This window comes from Sphingomonas panni, assembly GCF_022664435.1.
Taxonomy (GTDB): Bacteria; Pseudomonadota; Alphaproteobacteria; order Sphingomonadales; family Sphingomonadaceae; genus Sphingomonas; species Sphingomonas panni.
The window spans coordinates 12,904-29,136 of the sequence record NZ_JAKREU010000010.1 but is presented as its reverse complement, the minus strand read 5'-3'; the positions used below and the strand labels follow the sequence as shown (position 1 = coordinate 29,136).

The following is a 16,233-nucleotide window of genomic DNA, read 5'->3' as shown; positions in this document are numbered from 1 at the left end:
CTGCGTGGAGAGGCGAGGACAACCGTTGGCGCGTGACGCCATGGCCTATGTACTGGCAGGCGGTCGGGGAAGCCGCCTGTTCGAGATGACCGACACCCGTGCCAAGCCGGCGGTCTATTTCGGGGGCAAGAGCCGGATCATCGACTTCGCGCTGTCGAACGCGATCAATTCGGGCATCCGCCGCATCGGCGTGGCGACGCAGTACAAGGCGCACAGCCTGATCCGCCACCTGCAGCGCGGCTGGAACTTCCTGCGTCCCGAACGCAACGAGAGCTTCGATATCCTGCCGGCCAGCCAGCGGATCAGTGAGTTTCAATGGTATGAGGGCACCGCCGACGCGGTGTTCCAGAATATCGACATCATCCACAGCTACAGTCCTGAGTATATGGTCATCCTTGCCGGAGACCACATCTACAAGATGGACTATGAACTCATGCTCCAGCAGCATGTCGATACCGGTGCCGACGTGACCGTCGCCTGTATGGAGGTGCCGCGTGCCGAAGCGTCCGGTTTTGGCGTAATGCATGTCGACGCGAACGACCGGATCATCGATTTCGTCGAAAAGCCGAAGGACCCGCCGGCGATCCCCGGCAATCCCGACATGGCGCTCGCCAGCCTCGGCATCTATGTCTTCCGCACCAAATTGCTCTTCGAACAGCTGCGCCGCGACGCGGATGCCGAAGGGTCGAGCCGCGATTTCGGCAAGGACCTGATCCCCTGGCTCGTCGAGCATGGGCATGCGCAAGCGCATCGCTTCTCCTCGTCCTGCGTGCGCAGCCCGGAAGAGCCACGTGCCTATTGGCGCGATGTCGGCACGGTCGACGCCTATTGGGAAGCCAATATCGACCTGACCGACGTGGTACCGCAACTCGACCTGTACGATCGCAGTTGGCCGCTATGGACCTATTCGGAGATTACCCCGCCCGCCAAGTTCGTCCATGACATCGACGGCCGACGCGGCAGCGCGGTGTCGAGCCTGGTCGCGGGCGACTGCATCGTGTCGGGATCGACCGTACATCGCAGCCTGCTCAGCACCGGCGTCCGCGCGCACAGCTTCAGCAGCATCGACGAATCCGTCATCCTGCCGATGACCCGCATCGGGCGGAACGCGCGGCTGACCCGCTGCGTGGTCGATGCCGGGGTAACGATCCCCGATGGCTTGATCGTTGGTGAGGACCCGCTGCTCGACGGCCACCGTTTTCGCCGGACCGATCGCGGCATCTGCCTCATCACCCAACCGATGATCGACCGGCTGGAGGCGTGATGCGAATGCTGAAGATCCTCCCCGGCACGGGGAGGGGGACCGTCCGCCGGACGGTGGAGGGGGGCGTCGGCATCCACTCCGCGTGGTGTATGGGGAAAGCCCCCTCCACCATGCTCCGCATGGTCCCCCTCCCCGTGCCGGGGAGGATCTGATGCGCGTCCTGTCCATCGCCTCCGAAGCCTATCCCATCGTCAAGACCGGCGGCCTGGCCGACGTCGTCGGCGCCCTGCCCGCCGCCCTAGCCCCCCATGGGATCGAGACGACGACCCTGCTACCCGGCTACTTCTCCGTCGTGAAATCGCTGGGTCGCGCCAAGGCCATCCGCCGCTGGGACGACCTGCTCGGCACGCCCGCCCGGTTGCTCGGCGGGAAGATCGCCGGCCATCCGCTGCTGGTCCTCGACGCGCCGGAGCTGTTTGCCCGCGATGGCGGCCCGTACGGGGATCCGACAGGCCGCGACTGGGACGACAATTGGCGGCGCTTCGCCGCGCTCGGCCGGGCGGCCGCGGACCTCGCGCCGCAATTCGATCTGGTCCATGTGCATGACTGGCAGGGCGCGATGGCACCGGCCTATCTCCGCTACGACGGTGCTGGCGTGCCCAGCGTCCTGACGATCCATAACATCGCGTTCCAAGGCCGCTACGACGCTGCCGTCTTCGCCGGCCTTGAGCTGCCGGACGCGGCCTATGCCCTTGACGGCGTCGAATATTATGGCGGGGTCGGACTGCTGAAGGCCGGGCTGGCCTCGGCCGACGCGATCACCACCGTTTCTCCCAGCTATGCCGAGGAAATCCGCCGCGCCGAATTCGGCATGGGGCTGGAAGGGTTGATCGAGGCGCGCCGCGACCGGGTGTCGGGCATCGTCAACGGCATCGATCCGGCGGTCTGGTCGCCCGAAACCGACACCGCCCTTCCCGCCCTCTATACCGCGCGGACCCTGCCCCGCCGTCGCGTTAACAAGCGCGCGGTCGAGGCGGCATTCGGACTCGATACCAGCGACGGCCCGATCTTCGTCGTCGTCAGCCGGCTGACCTGGCAAAAGGGCATGGACGTGCTGGCCGGCGAACTCGACGCACTGGTTGCGATGGGCGGCCGGCTGGCGCTGCTCGGGTCGGGCGATGCCGCGCTGGAACAGGCGTTCGTCGCTGCTGCCCATCGCCATCCCGGCCGGATCGGCGTTCGCATCGGCTATGACGAAGCGGTGTCGCATCTGTTGCAGGGTGGCGGCGACGCGATCCTGATCCCGTCGCGGTTCGAACCCTGCGGCCTGACCCAGCTCTATGGCCTCGCCTATGGCTGCGTACCGATCGTCGCCCGGACCGGCGGGCTGGCCGACACCGTGATCGATGCGAACGAGGCGGCGATAGCCGCAGGGGTGGCAACCGGTATCCAGTTCGGGGCGGTCACCCCGGACTGCCTGTCGCAGGCGCTGCGCCGGACCATGGCGCTCTATGCCCGGCCCGATCACTGGACGGCGATGCAGAAACAGGGAATGCGCGCCGATTTCTCATGGAAGCGCAGCGGCGCGCGCTATGCCGAACTGTACCGCAGCCTGTTGCCCGCATGATTCCCGGTGCGAGTCCGATCCCCGGCGGCACCCGCTTCGCCGTCCGTGCGCGCGACGCCGCTGCGGTTTGGCTGTGCCTCTTCGACCACGATGCCGAACGGCGCGTGGCAATGGCACGCGATGGCGACTGGTTCGTCTTGGAGGTGGCCGGCGTGGGGCCGGGCCAATGCTATGGCTATCGTGCCGAAGGGGACTGGGCACCCGATGCCGGTCGCTGGTTCGACCCCGCCAAGCTGCTGGTCGATCCCTATGCCGTCGAACTTGACCGTCGCTTCGCCTATGATCCGATCCTGTCAGAGTTCGGCGCGGACACCGCCGCCGTCGTGCCGCACGCGATCGTCCCGGCCCTGACCGCCCCCGCCCCGATCCAGCGCCCGCTGATCGATCCGGCGCGACCGATCTACGAACTGAACGTCCGCGCCTTCACCATCCAGCATCCCGACGTGCCCGAAGCGCAGCGCGGCACCATCGCCGCGCTCGCCCATCCCACGATCATCGCCCACCTTCGCAAGATCGGGGTCGGCACGGTCGAGCTGATGCCGATCGTCGCATGGATCGACGAACGCCATCTCCCGCCGCTCGGCCTGCGCAATGCCTGGGGCTATAACCCGGTCGTGCCGATGGCGATCGATCCGGGCCTTGCACCGGGCGGGGTCGCCGAACTGCGCGACACCGTCACCGCGCTTCACGCCGCCGGGATCGGTGTAGTTCTCGACCTGGTATTCAATCATAGCGGCGAGAGCGATCGCGACGGACCTATCCTGTCGCTGCGGGGCTTGGACAATCGCAGCTATGCGCACGCCTCAGACGGCAACCTCATCAACGATACCGGCACCGGCAATACGCTGGACGCGGGCGATGCCGGAATGCGCGAGTTGATCCTTGCATCGCTGCGACACTTCGCTGCGCTCGGCGTCGACGGGTTCCGCTTCGATCTGGCTCCGGTCATTGCCCGGTCGCCGGGGTTCGATCCGAACGCGCCGATCTTCGCCGCCATCGCCGCCGATCCGCTGTTGCGGGACAAGGTGATGATCGCCGAACCGTGGGACATCGGCCCCGGCGGCTATCAACTGGGCAACTTCCCGGCGGACTGGCTGGAATGGAACGACCGCTACCGCGACGACGTCCGCCGCTTCTGGCGCGGCGATGGCAGCGCGGGGCAACTGGCGACGCGGCTGATGGGATCGGCCGACGTCTTCGGCTCCGTCACCCGCAGCGTCAACTTTCTTGCCGCGCATGACGGCTTCACGCTGGCCGACCTCGTGTCGCACGTCGACCGCCACAATCACGCCAATGGCGAGGATAATCGCGACGGGCATGGCGACAATCTGTCGTGGAACCATGGCGTCGAGGGTGCCAGCGATGATCCGGCGATTGCCGCCGCGCGTGCCGCCGACCTGCGCGCGCTGCTTGCCACGCTGTTCGCGACGCGCGGCTATGTCCAGCTGACGGCGGGCGACGAGTTCGGCCGGTCGCAGCGCGGCAACAACAACGCCTATGCGCAGGACAACGCGATCGGCTGGGTCGACTGGAGCGCACGTGACGTGGCGCTGGAGGACCATGTCGCGGCGCTGGCGACCTGGCGACGGGAAAACCCAGCCGTGTTCGATACCGATGTACCCGAGCAGGCGGTGTGGTTGACGCTCGATGGTGCGCCGATGACGCCCGCGCAATGGGAAGCGCCCGATTGCCCCGGCTTCGAACTGCAACTGCCGGGCGCGACGATCCGCGTGGACCGCCGCGCCCGCACGGTCACGCTGGACTAGGTTCGCGCACCCGCAGCATCGCCACCGCCGCCAGCGCCATCACCGCCGCCGCGACCAGCATGGTATAGGCCGGCTGGGTCGGGAACCATGTCTTGATGATCCCGCCCATGACGGTCGCGACGATCAACTGCGGCAGGACGATGAAGAAATTGAAGATGCCCATATACACGCCCAGCTTCCGCTGCGGCAGCGCGTTGGCGAGCAGGACATAGGGCATGGTCAGCACCGAAGCCCATACGATGCCGATGCCGATCATCGGCACGATCATGCCCAGCCGGTCATGGGTCAGATAGATACCGATATAGGCCGCCGCACCGATCAGGAGGCACAGCATATGCGTCCGCGCCGCGCCGATGCTCCGTGCGAGCACCGGCAGGGTGAACGCCGCGACCGCCGCGACGCCCGAATAGATCGCGAACAACACCCCCACCCAGCTGCCGGCCTGATTATAGCCGTCCGACACCGGATCGACCGTGCCCCACACCTGCTGCGCGATCACCGGCGTCGTATAGACCCACATGATGATGAGCGCCCCCCAAGTGAAGAACTGCACCAGCGCCAGCCGTCGCATCGTGTCGGGCATGGTGGCGAGGTCGCCGATGATGTGGCTCAGCACATTGTCGCCCCGCCCGGCACGCACCAGCGCCGCCGACACCATCTGGGCCACGCCGTACAGCGCGATGCCGGCCGCCACGAAATAGGCCTCGCGCCCGCTTTCCAGCGCGCCGCTCGCCTCCGCCCAAGCGATCAGCGCCGCGACGATTCCACCGCCGACGATCCACAGCGCTCCCCGCGCCGGCACGACCGGCGGCACGGTATCGATCGGCTCCTCGGTCTCCTCGCCGAATGCCGCCAACTCCGCCGGACTATATTCGCGGACGGTGACCACGGTCCACAACACCGCCGCCAGCAGCATCGCGCCGCCGAAATAGAAGCCATAGCGCACGGCGTCCGGCACCTGCCCCGCAGGGGCGGTATTGCTGACGCCGAACACATTCTCCAACACATAGGGGGCGATGCTGGCGACGACCGCGCCGGCACCGATGAACCAGGTCTGGAACGCATAACCCGCCGGCCGCTGCCGGGGGTGCAGCATGTCGCCGACGAACGCGCGGAACGGTTCCATCGATACGTTCAGCGACGCGTCGAGAATCCACAAGGTGATTGCCGCCGCGAGGATGGTCGGCGAATTGGGCATGAAGAACAGCGCGCAGGTACACAGGATCGCACCGATCAGGAAATAGGGCCGCCGACGCCCCAGCCGCCCCCACGTCCGGTCGGAATAATGGCCGATCAGCGGCTGGACCAGCAACCCGGTCAGCGGCGCGGCGATCCACATCAGCCCCAGCTGGTCGATCGGCGTGCCGAGCGACTGGAAGATGCGGCTGGCATTGGCATTCTGCAGCGCGAAGCCGATCTGAATGCCGAAGAAACCGAAGGAAATGTTCCATAGCTGGGCGAAGCCGAGCGTAGGGCGGGTCTGCATTGTCTCAAGCTCCTCCCCGCTCCGCGGGGAGGGGGACCATGCGTTAACATGGTGGAGGGGGGTATCCGCCTCCACCACGGTTGCGTCGCGGGGCGAACCCCCTCCACCGTCCTGCGGACGGTCCCCCTCCCCGCCGAGCGGGGCGGATCGTTACTTCCGCTTCGGTGCCACGAACCGGATCGCTTCGCCACCTCCGGGGGCGAGCGCGATGGTCAGCGTGTCGCCCATCTTCACCTGCCGCTGTTCGATGGTGATCGAATGGCGGGCATCGGTTCGATAATCGGCACTCGGACCGTCGCGATAGATTTTGGCGGTATAGGTCTTGCCGGCATCGAGGAAGTCGAGCTTCACCGTGCTGCTGCGCGCCTCTTCGTCGCCGATTGCGCCCAGGAACCAGTCGTTGCCGCCGGCCGCCTTGCGCGCGATCGTGACGTAATCACCGACCTCGCCGTTCAGCACGCGGGTATCGGACCAGTCGGTCGGCACGTCGCGGATGAATTTGAAGGCGGCCGGATAGCGCGCATAGTTTTCCGGCGTATCGGCGGCCATGACGACCGGCGAATAGAGCGTGACGTAGAGAGCCAGCTGCTTGGCGATGGTCGACTGCAGGAACACACCGGGGCTGCCGGTCAGGCTCAGCACGCCCGGCGTAAAGTCCATCGGTCCGCCCAGGAACTGGGTGAACACCAGGTTCGCCTCATGCTCGGGCGGATTGTTACCGCCGCCGCCCCAGGCATTATACTCCATGCCGCGCCCGCCTTCGCGGCTCAGCCAGTTGGGATAGGTACGGCGCAGGCCGGTGTCCTTCACCGGCTCGTGGCTGTCGATCGACACCTTGTACCGGGCAGCGGCGTTCAGGACGCGCTGATGGTGGTTCACCATCCACTGCCCCTCATGCCACTCCCGATGCTTCGACCCATCGGCATCGACCCGCTCGATCTGGCCGGCATCGGTGACATAGCCGGTCTTCACGACCCGCTCGCCATGGTCCGCCGCCCATTTGAACGCGGTGTCGAGCTGTCTATCGTAATTGCTGACCGATCCGCCGGTTTCGTGATGACCGATCAGCCGCACGCCCTTCGATTTGGCATAGGCAGCCAGCCCCGCCGCATCGAAATCCTCGGTCGGCTGGCTGAAGTTCATGTCGTTGCCATTGCCGAACCAGTCGCCGTCCCAGCCGACATTCCATCCCTCGACCAGCACACCCTGAATGCCGTTGGCGGCGGCAAAGTCGATATAGCGGCGGACGTTCGCGGTGGTGGCGCCGTGCTTCGGCCCCCGCGCCCAGGTCCAGTCGCCCTTGATCATGTTCCACCACACGCCGACGAACTTGCCCGGCTGGATCCAGCTCGACGTATCGCCCAGCTTGTTCGGCTCGTTCAGGTTCAGCCCGATGCGGCTGGCGTAATAGAGGCCCGGTGCATCGTCGGCGATGGCGATCGTGCGCCACGGCGTCGAAAAACCGGCAGCGCGCGATACCTTAGGCCCATTCGATCCGGGGGTCAGCACCGCGCGGAATGTCGTGCCTTCCGCACGGGCGAGGTTCATCGCCGAATAATCGGTCAGCGCCGCCTCATGGATCGCGACATGACGCCCACTGGCGAGCTTCACCGTCATCACCGTCTGCGCGGTGCCGACGGCGTCCAGCGGCGTCTTGTTGTACAGATACTCCTCGCGGTTCCATTCGAACGCCGGCTTCCACCACGCGGTGCCCGGTTCGGCGAAGGCGAACTGGGTCAGTTCGTCCGCGATATTGGCCGTCGTCAGATTGGCCTGCTTGGGCAGGGTGTAGCGAAAGCCGACGCCGTCGTCGAACAGGCGGAAGGTGACCGCCATCTCGCGCTTCAGGTTCTTCGCCTCGCGGAACGTCACCGTCAACTCGGTATGGTTGTCGCGGATCGTCTTCCATTCGCCGAACGGCTGGGTCCACGTGGTGTCCGCCCGGTCACGCTTCGTGCTCGCCAGCGTCAGACCGCGCTCGATCTTCGGCGCGTCGGTGAACAGGAAGCCGAGCTTGCTGTCGTTCAGCACTGCCCGACCGTCCTTCGCGACCGAATAGCTCGGCCGCCCCTCGCCATCGAGGCTGACCGCCACGGTCAGCTTGCCATCGGGCGAGGCCGCCCGCGCCACGACTTCGGCAAAGGCGGGCGAGGCCATCGCAGTCGCACCGGCCAGCGCCAGTGCCCATTTCATCATCCTCATCGCCTTCTCCCTTAACTTTTCAGTCGCGAACCGCGACCTGCGCCGCGAACGGGCCGAACCGGTCGCCGTCCACCGCACCGATGGTTTCGATCGCGCGCATGTCCTTGGCCCCAGCAAAGATCGCTGGCGCATCGGACAGGTTGAACACGCATCGCACGCACTGCCCGTCCAGTTCGCGCTCGAACGCGAAGATCGCGTCCGATGCCTCGATCATCTTCATGCTGCCCGACCGCAGCGCCGGGTGCGCGTTGCGCAGCGCCAGAACGTGACGGGTAAAGGCCAGCAGCGACTGCGGGTCGGCCTCCTGCCGGTCGACTGCCAGCGCACGGTGCGCCTCGCCGGTCGGCAGCCACGGCTTGCCCGCGCCGAAGCCCAGATTCTCGCCATCCGCCGCCCACGGCATCGGCGTGCGGGCACCGTCGCGCGACAGGGTCAGCGGCCAGTTCGCGATCGCTTCGGGATCCTGCAGATCCTCGAACGCGATCTCGACCTGCGGCAGGCCCAGTTCCTCGCCGTTGTACAGGAAGATGTTGCCACGCAGGCAGGCGAGCAGCAGCATCTTGATCCGCCCGAACGCGCCGGCATTGGCCGGGTCGGTCAACCAGCGCGAAACCGCGCGCGGCGCGTCGTGGTTTTCGAACGCCCAGCTCGGCCAGGGTGCATCCTCGCCCCAGGTGTCGAACGCATCGCGCAGGGTTCGAGGCGACAGTTCCGGCGCGTAGAGAAAGTCGAAGCCATAGGCGGTGTTGAGCCGGCGGTCGCCCTCGCAGAACAGCTTCATTTCGCGCGTCGCGTCGTCACCACCGATCTCGGCAACGGTGAAGCGGTCGCCATAGCTGTCGAGCAGCGCGCGGACGCGTTCGAGGAACGCCGGAATGTCCGGGTGCCCCTGGTTGTAGAGCTTGCGCTGGAAATCGAACGGGCGGGTCCGCGTCTTGCCGTTGCTCGGCATCGGCGGATTGTCGCGGAGGTCGGGATCGTGCATCGCGAAGTTGATCGCGTCCAGCCGGAACCCGTCGACACCGCGGTCGAGCCAGAAGCGCGCCGTGTCGAGCAGCGCCTCCTGCAGGTCCGGGTTATGGCCGTGCAGCTGCGGCTGTTCCTTCAGGAAGTTGTGCAGATAATATTGCCCGCGCCGCGCGTCCCACGTCCACGCCGGACCGCCGAAAACGGACTGCCAGTTGCTGGGTGGCGAACCGTCGGGCTTCGCATCGGCCCAGACATACCAGTCGGCCTTGGGATTGGTGCGGCTAGACCGGCTTTCGACGAACCAGGGATGTTCGTCGCTGGTATGCGACCAGACCTGGTCGATGATGATGCGCAGGCCCAGCGAATGCGCCCTGGCGATCAGCGCGTCGAAATCGGCCAGCGTGCCGAAGATCGGGTCGACATCGCAATAATCTGCAACGTCATAGCCGAAATCCTTCATCGGCGATGTGAAGAAGGGCGACAGCCAGATCGCGTCCACGCCCAGCGACGCGACATAATCGAGATGCGCGGTGATGCCCGGCAGGTCGCCGATTCCGTCGCCATTGCTGTCGGCGAAGCTTCGCGGATAAATCTGGTAGATGGTCGCACCATGCCACCATGGGCGCACGGCGGCGGGTTCGGGGGCGATCGCCCGGACGGCTGCTTCGGTCATTATCGGGTCTCCGCGGCACAAACCGCATAGCCAAAAGCGGGAAGGTCGACGCGGATCGCGCCCGGCGCGGTCACGGTGCCGCAGCGGCCGGTCAGCGCCTTGAACCGGGTCGATGCGGTATCGACCTGCACGTTGCGCGTGATCGGCGTGTCCGAGGTGTTGAACAGCAACAGGACTTCGGCATTGCTGGTAGGATCGAAGCGTGAGATCGCCAGCAGCCCCGGCTTGTCCTCCCGCGCGCGCAGGAGCTGTCGGCCACGGGTCAACGCCGGCGTAGCGGTCCTGAGTTTCGCCAGTTCCGCGATCTGGCGATACAGCGGGTGGCCGGGCGTGAAGTTCGCGGTCGCGGTGGTCGCCTTGGTCCCCACCAGCTTGTTGTCATTGTACGACGCCACCTGCGACGCGAACATGTCCTCGCGCGCATCCTGGTCGTTGCCGTCGCCCGCAAAACCCTGTTCATCGCCCGAATAGATGGTCGGCACGCCACGCAGCGTCAGGAGCATCGCGTTCGACAGCATGATCCGCGACAGAATCTCGGCGTCGCTCGCCTGCGGTCGCGCCTGTCGCAGGTAGAAGGCGAAGCGGCCATTATCGTGATTGCCGGTAAAGGTCGGCAACTGCCGCGCCGTCGCCTCACCATTGGCATAGAGAACGTCGCCGTCGAACACCGTCTCGAACACGTCGGTGCCCTTGGTGCCCGCAACGCTCTGCAACACCGCCTCGCGGAACGAGAAGTCGAGGACGGCGGGAAACTTGCCGGTCTTGGTCCAGGCGGCGAGGCCCCCGGCGTCGAGCGACGACAGCGCCACTTCGCCGAACACATGGAAGTTGGGAATGCCGCGCGCCTTGGCCCGTGCCTGCATGGCGGGAACGAACGCCGCCCAGAACTCCGGGTTCACATGGCGCGCGGTATCGATGCGATAGCCGTCGATCCCGAACCGGTCGATCCAGCCGCCGAAAATATCGATCATCCCGGCCACCACGCGCGGGTTCTCGGTCATCAGATCGTCCAGCCCGACGAAGTCGCCCATCTGCGAGCTTTCGTTGGTGAACGTCGTGTTGCCGCGATTATGGTAATAGATCGGGTCGTTCAGCCATGCCGGCACCTTCACCGACCGCTCGGCCGGCGGCACGAACGGGGTATAGGCAAAGGACGGATCGGTCAGCTTCGCGAAATTCTCCGCCGTCTGCACCCCGTCGCCGGCAAAGCCCCGGTTCTTTCCCCCGGCGGCATAGGGATAGTCGGCGCGGCTGCGGTAGACGCACGCGGTCTTGCCCACGCATTCGCGATACTGGATCACGTCGGCCGTGTGGTTGGCGATGATGTCCATATAGACCTTCAGCCCGCGCGCATGTGCCGCGTCGACCAGCGTCTTGAACTCGGCATTGGTGCCCAGATGCGGGTCGACCTGGGTAAAGTCGGTCACCCAATAGCCGTGATAGCCGGCGGACTCATTGCCCGGCCCGCCCTGCACCGGCTTGTTCTTGAAGATCGGCCCGACCCAGATCGCCGTCGCGCCAAGCGACTGGATATAGGGCAGCCGCGCCATCAACCCCTTCAGGTCGCCGCCATGGTAGAAGCCCTTCGACGTCGGATCGAAGCCATGGACCAGCCGGTCGCCGGTCATGCCGCCCCGGTCGTTCGACTTGTCGCCATTCTCGAACCGGTCGGGCAGGACGAAGTAGATCACCTCGTCCTCCGGCGCACGCGCGCGGAAATCCTGCGCGGCGGCGGCGACGGGGAGCGCGCTGGCACCGAGGGTCAGGGCGAGGAGCAGGGATCGGATCACGCGGCAACCTTTGCATCGGGCGCCGGGCAATGGGCGCGCAGGAACTGGTCATGGATCGGCATCCGCGCGACCGTGGCGGCGACATGTTGCGCCGAAATGTCGAGGAACTGGTCGCGTCGGGCGGCGGGCAACGCGTCAGCGAGCGGGTGATAGCCGTTCGCCACTACCCCCTGCCCGACCAGCAGTTGCAGCCAGGCGACCTCAGCGAACAATTCGTGTTCGTCGCGGACGATCCGCCCCGATTGTTCGAACAGCGCAATGCGTTCTTGCAGGCTGTCCGGCAGCGGCGTCGCGCGGCGTTCCTGCCAGAACGGCTCGTCCCGCCCATTCAGCGCATAATGCGCGATCAGGAAGTCGCGGATGCTCAGCCATTCGCGCGCCGACTGCCGGTTGAACTCGGCGATGTCCGCCGCGCGCGGGGTGGCGCTCGGCCAAAGCGACAGCAACCGGGCGATGCCCGACTGGACCAGATGGATCGACGTCGACTCCAGCGGCTCCATGAACCCGGCCGCCAGCCCCAGCGCGACGCAGTTGCCGATCCATGGCGCATGCCGCCGACCCGTGGTGAACCGCAGCGGTCGCGGATCGCCCAGCGCCGTCCCATCGAGATTGCCGAGCAGGATTGCGGCGGCTTCGGCGTCGGACAAATGCGCCCTGGAATAAACGAGGCCGTTGCCGATCCGCTCCTGCAACGGAATGCGCCATTGCCAGCCCGCCTTGCGTGCGGTGGCGCGGGTATAGGGGGTGACCGGCGTAACGGCGGCACAGGGCACCGCCAATGCACGGTCGCACGGCAGCAGCGCCGACCAGTCGTCCCAGCGATCGCCCGCCATTCGCCCGATCAGCAACGCTGCGAAGCCGGAACAATCGATGAAGAAGTCGGCGTCGACCCGACGCCCGTCGTCCAGCGTAACGGCCGCGATCAGACCGGTGTCGCTGTCCTGCGAGACATCGACCACCCGCCCCTCGACCCGGACAACGCCGCCACCCTTGGCCCGTTCGCGCAGATAGGCGGCATAACGTGCCGCGTCGAAATGATAGGCCCAGGCCACGCCGGACGGTGCCTGCGGGTTGCCGGGATCGCGATCGAACCGGTTCTGTGCTGCCGCGACCGCGCAGGCGCTGTGCGACCATAGCGACTGCGGCCGATCGCCGCCGCCCGCCGCCAGCCAGTAATGATGGAACGGCACCAACCCGACCGCACGACCGACCGTGCCGAACGCGTGAATGTAACGGCTGTCCGCGCCGTTCCAGCCGGCGAACTCGATGCCCAGCTTGAAGCTGCCACCGGTGCGTGCGACGAAGTCATCCTCGTCGATGCCCAGATGCTGGTTGAACAGGCGCAGCTGCGGGATGGTCGCCTCACCGACGCCGACCGTACCGATCGCGTCGGACTCGATCAGCGTGACGTGGGTACCCGCCGGCAGGAAGCGGGCCAGCGCCGCCGCCGCCATCCACCCGGCCGATCCGCCGCCGATGATCGCGACCCGGCGGACGGGTTCCTGATCGATCGCCATCCACGCCTCCATCAGGTCACCCGGCCCGCCCCTTCGGAAAGGAGCGGGCACGGGCAGTGCATCAGAACCGGAACGATGCCCCGGCCAGGAAGCGCCGGCCATAGCTCTGATAATCGATCACGGCGAGGTCATAGGCCGGATCGACGGTCGAGAAGCGCTCGTCGGTCAGGTTCTGGCCCTGCACGAAGATCGACAGCCCTTCGAGCGCGGTGCCCTTCTGGAACTCATAGCCGATCTGCGCATCGATGATCGTTTCGTCCAGCGCGCGGCGACGCTGGCGATTGCCGCCGAAGCCCGACAATTCGCCGACGAAGGTCGAACGATAGCGCGCCGATCCGCGGGCGCTGAAGCCCCACTTCTCGAAATAGGCCGTACCGTTGACGACCCACTTCGAATAACCCGGAATGTCCTCGGCCGGCGAGGTCGGGGTCGGCTTGATCTGCGTCTTGGTCCACGACCCGCCACCGGTCACGCCGAACCCGTCGAGGAACGATGCGAAGGTGCTGAGCGGCAGGGTCGCTGCCAGTTCGACGCCATAGATGCTGCCGCCCGCACCGTTGATCGGCACGTCGGCACGGCCCAGCGTCGGGGTACCTGCCGGGGTACCGGTCGGCGTCGGGAAGCCGGCATAATCGAACGGGATCGTCTGGTTATACACGAACGACTTCAGGTCCTTGTAGAAACCCTGCGCCGCGATGTAGCCCGACCGGCCGAAATATTTCTCCAGCGTCAGGTCGAACGAATTCGACCGGATCGGACGGAGATACGGGTTGCCGCCACCGCCGGTGATGATGCGTTCCTGCGGGTTGTAGCCATAGCCCTGCGAGACGCGCATATCGTCCAACCGCGGCCGCTGCACCTGGCGCGCGGCACCCGCACGGACCACCCAGTCGCCCGGCATACGCAGCGACAGGTTGATGCTGGGTAGGACGTCCCAGTAATCCGCGCCGCGGATCGTCGGCACCAACGTCCCCGCCGCAGCGACCAGACCCGACGACTTCTGTTCTGTGTTGACCGCCTGCACGCCGATGTTGCCGGTCAGGATCGATGCGCCGATATCCTGATTGATGTCCGCCTGGACATACATCGTCATCAGGTCTTCTTCGATGCGGAACGCCTTGGCCGGCACATCGAGGCTGGTGTTCGGGTTCAGCTGATACACCCCGCCGGCCAGCAATTCACGCGGATCGTAGCTGAGCATCGGCCCCAGCCCCAGATAGCTGAGGTTCGTCGATCCCTTCACATACTCATCCGGCACGCGCAGCTGACGTAGCCCGCCGCTCAGCGCCAGCAGCGCCTCGTCCGGCGTCAGCGACTTATCGCGATCGGTATAGTTCAGCCCGACCTTCACCGCGCCGAAGAAGTTGTCGAGTTCCTTCTCGACCTCGAAGCGATACTGGGCGATCCGGTCCTTCACGATGCGGTCGTTGAAGTATCCGGCCTGAAGGTTCGAACCACCCCAGCCCAGCGGATCGGTCAGCAGGATCAGGTTCGGGTCGGAATAGTTCAGCGTCGGCTTGAACGACGTGCCGGTCTTGCCGCTAGTGAAGGAGATCGTATCCTTCGCGCCGACATTCTGACCGTATCCGGTGCCGGCATAGCTTTCGAGGATGATCTCTTCGCGATCGGTCTTCGAATAGCTGGCGTCGAGCGTCGCGTTCCAGCCGTCGTCGCCACGCCAAGCCATGTTGTAGCCGAACGAATACAGCTTCGCCTTGCGCTCGAACGCGTCGTTGCGGACCACACCCTCGACATTGCCGAACGTGCCCGACGTGATGAAGCCGTCGCTGTTGGCAGTGGTACCGGTCAGCTTCACGCCGTTGGGATTATTCGGATTGTTGAAGTCCTGACCATAGCCCAGCGGCAGTTCGATGCCGCGCTTGATCTGGTCGTCGTTGAAGTCCGAATAGAAACCGTCGACGGTGACGGTCAGGTTCGGCACCGGCCGATACTGCAACGTGCCCGACAGGCCGAGGCGCTTCAGACGGGTCGAGGTGACGTACGATTTCGACCCGCCGATCACGCCCTGCCCGTTGAAACCGGCATAGCCCCAGGCGTTGAACTCCTGAATCTGGTACGGCTCGTCCAGATAGTTGCCCGACAGCGCGATGCCGATCTTGTCGTCGGCGAACTGGTCGATGTAGGTGCCGTTGACGCGATAGCCCTTGTCACGCGACCCGGCGTTCAGCTTGCCGAGATCGGCATAGGTGCCGCGCGCACCGATCGAGATCGCCTGACGCCCATATTCCAGCGGACGGACCGTGCGCAGGTCGACGGTGCCCGACAGGCCCTGTCCGACCAGGTTCGCCTGACCGGTCTTGTACACCAGCACTTGGCTCATGATTTCGGCCGGATACTGGTCGTACTCGACGGCGCGGTTGTCACCGGTCGAGGTCTGTTCGCGGCCGTTGAGCAGCGTGGTCGAGAAATCGGGCGCGAAACCGCGGATCGAGATCGAGTTCGACCGGCCCGACACGCGCTGCGAGGTCAGGCCCGGCAGGCGGGCGATCGATTCCGCGATCGACGCGTCGGGCAGCTTGCCGATGTCTTCGGCCGAGATCGATTCGACGACCTGGTCGCGGTTCTTCTTTTCGGCAACGGCGTTCTCGAGGCTGGCGCGGAAGCCGGTGACGACGATATCGACGTCCTCTTCCGCCGCCGGCGTCGCGGTCGGATCGGTCGCATCGGCCTGAACCGGTGCGGTCTGCGCGAATGCGGTGCCGGCGCCCGCCAGCAGCCCTGCGACCATCAATGCCGTGATGCTCGAACCCCGCGCCAGCTTGGCGCACGTCGATGCTTGCGATGAATACCGCATGTCCCAATCCTCCCCAACAATGGTTGATTCCCCGGCTCTTTCGCCCGGTTCGTCCGTACCGTCCTATTGAAACCATTGAAGCTTCTTGAGAAGCCGACAGCATACGTATTCAGTCGACGCTTGCCGGTACCGTGCCGGGACCGCTACACCCGGCGAAACGCCCATGGGGGGCAAGGGAAGGACA

9 protein-coding genes are annotated in these 16,233 nt (G+C 65.8%); 3 read left to right on the top strand and 6 right to left on the bottom strand.

Features of this window, described 5'->3' with window-relative positions:
- Positions 1 to 4: 4 nt before the first annotated feature.
- From glgC to glgX, 3 genes are all read left to right on the top strand, one after another.
- Entirely contained in the window at positions 5 to 1,264 is a 1,260-nt protein-coding gene (gene glgC / locus MF609_RS16575) for a glucose-1-phosphate adenylyltransferase (protein WP_336944953.1), read from the top strand.
- 151 nt (positions 1,265 to 1,415) lie between these two features.
- Positions 1,416 to 2,831 (top strand): glycogen synthase GlgA, encoded by a 1,416-nt coding sequence (gene glgA, locus MF609_RS16570; protein ID WP_242417260.1) that lies wholly within the window; start codon positions 1,416 to 1,418, stop codon positions 2,829 to 2,831.
- Positions 2,828 to 4,597: a glycogen debranching protein GlgX gene (gene glgX, locus MF609_RS16565; protein WP_242417259.1), complete on the top strand. Its 1,770-nt coding sequence runs from the start codon at positions 2,828 to 2,830 to the stop codon at positions 4,595 to 4,597. Before glgA ends, glgX begins: the two co-directional genes overlap by 4 nt.
- On the opposite strand, the gene MF609_RS16560 is transcribed toward glgX, so the two are convergent.
- The 6 genes from MF609_RS16560 to MF609_RS16535 form a co-directional block, all read right to left on the bottom strand.
- The gene (locus MF609_RS16560) at positions 4,584 to 6,083 is read right to left on the bottom strand and encodes an MFS transporter (protein ID WP_242417258.1); all 1,500 of its coding nucleotides are present in this window, start codon (positions 6,081 to 6,083) and stop codon (positions 4,584 to 4,586) included. The two genes, glgX and MF609_RS16560, sit on opposite strands and share 14 nt — an antisense overlap.
- Positions 6,084 to 6,233: 150 nt before the next feature.
- The gene (locus tag MF609_RS16555) at positions 6,234 to 8,279 is read right to left on the bottom strand and encodes a glycoside hydrolase family 97 protein (RefSeq protein WP_242417352.1); all 2,046 of its coding nucleotides are present in this window, start codon (positions 8,277 to 8,279) and stop codon (positions 6,234 to 6,236) included.
- 25 nt (positions 8,280 to 8,304) lie between these two features.
- A complete protein-coding gene (locus MF609_RS16550; RefSeq protein WP_242417257.1) occupies positions 8,305 to 9,927 on the bottom strand; it encodes an alpha-glucosidase in 1,623 nt (540 codons plus the stop codon).
- A complete protein-coding gene (locus MF609_RS16545; protein WP_419723115.1) occupies positions 9,927 to 11,714 on the bottom strand; it encodes an alpha-amylase family glycosyl hydrolase in 1,788 nt (595 codons plus the stop codon). Before MF609_RS16545 ends, MF609_RS16550 begins: the two co-directional genes overlap by 1 nt.
- Positions 11,714 to 13,234, bottom strand: coding sequence for a tryptophan halogenase family protein (locus MF609_RS16540; RefSeq protein ID WP_242417255.1), 1,521 nt, complete (start codon positions 13,232 to 13,234; stop codon positions 11,714 to 11,716). The genes MF609_RS16545 and MF609_RS16540 overlap by 1 nt, the downstream gene beginning before the upstream one ends.
- A gap of 61 nt (positions 13,235 to 13,295) precedes the next feature.
- Entirely contained in the window at positions 13,296 to 16,049 is a 2,754-nt protein-coding gene (locus MF609_RS16535) for a TonB-dependent receptor (RefSeq protein WP_242417254.1), read from the bottom strand.
- Positions 16,050 to 16,233 lie beyond the last annotated feature (184 nt).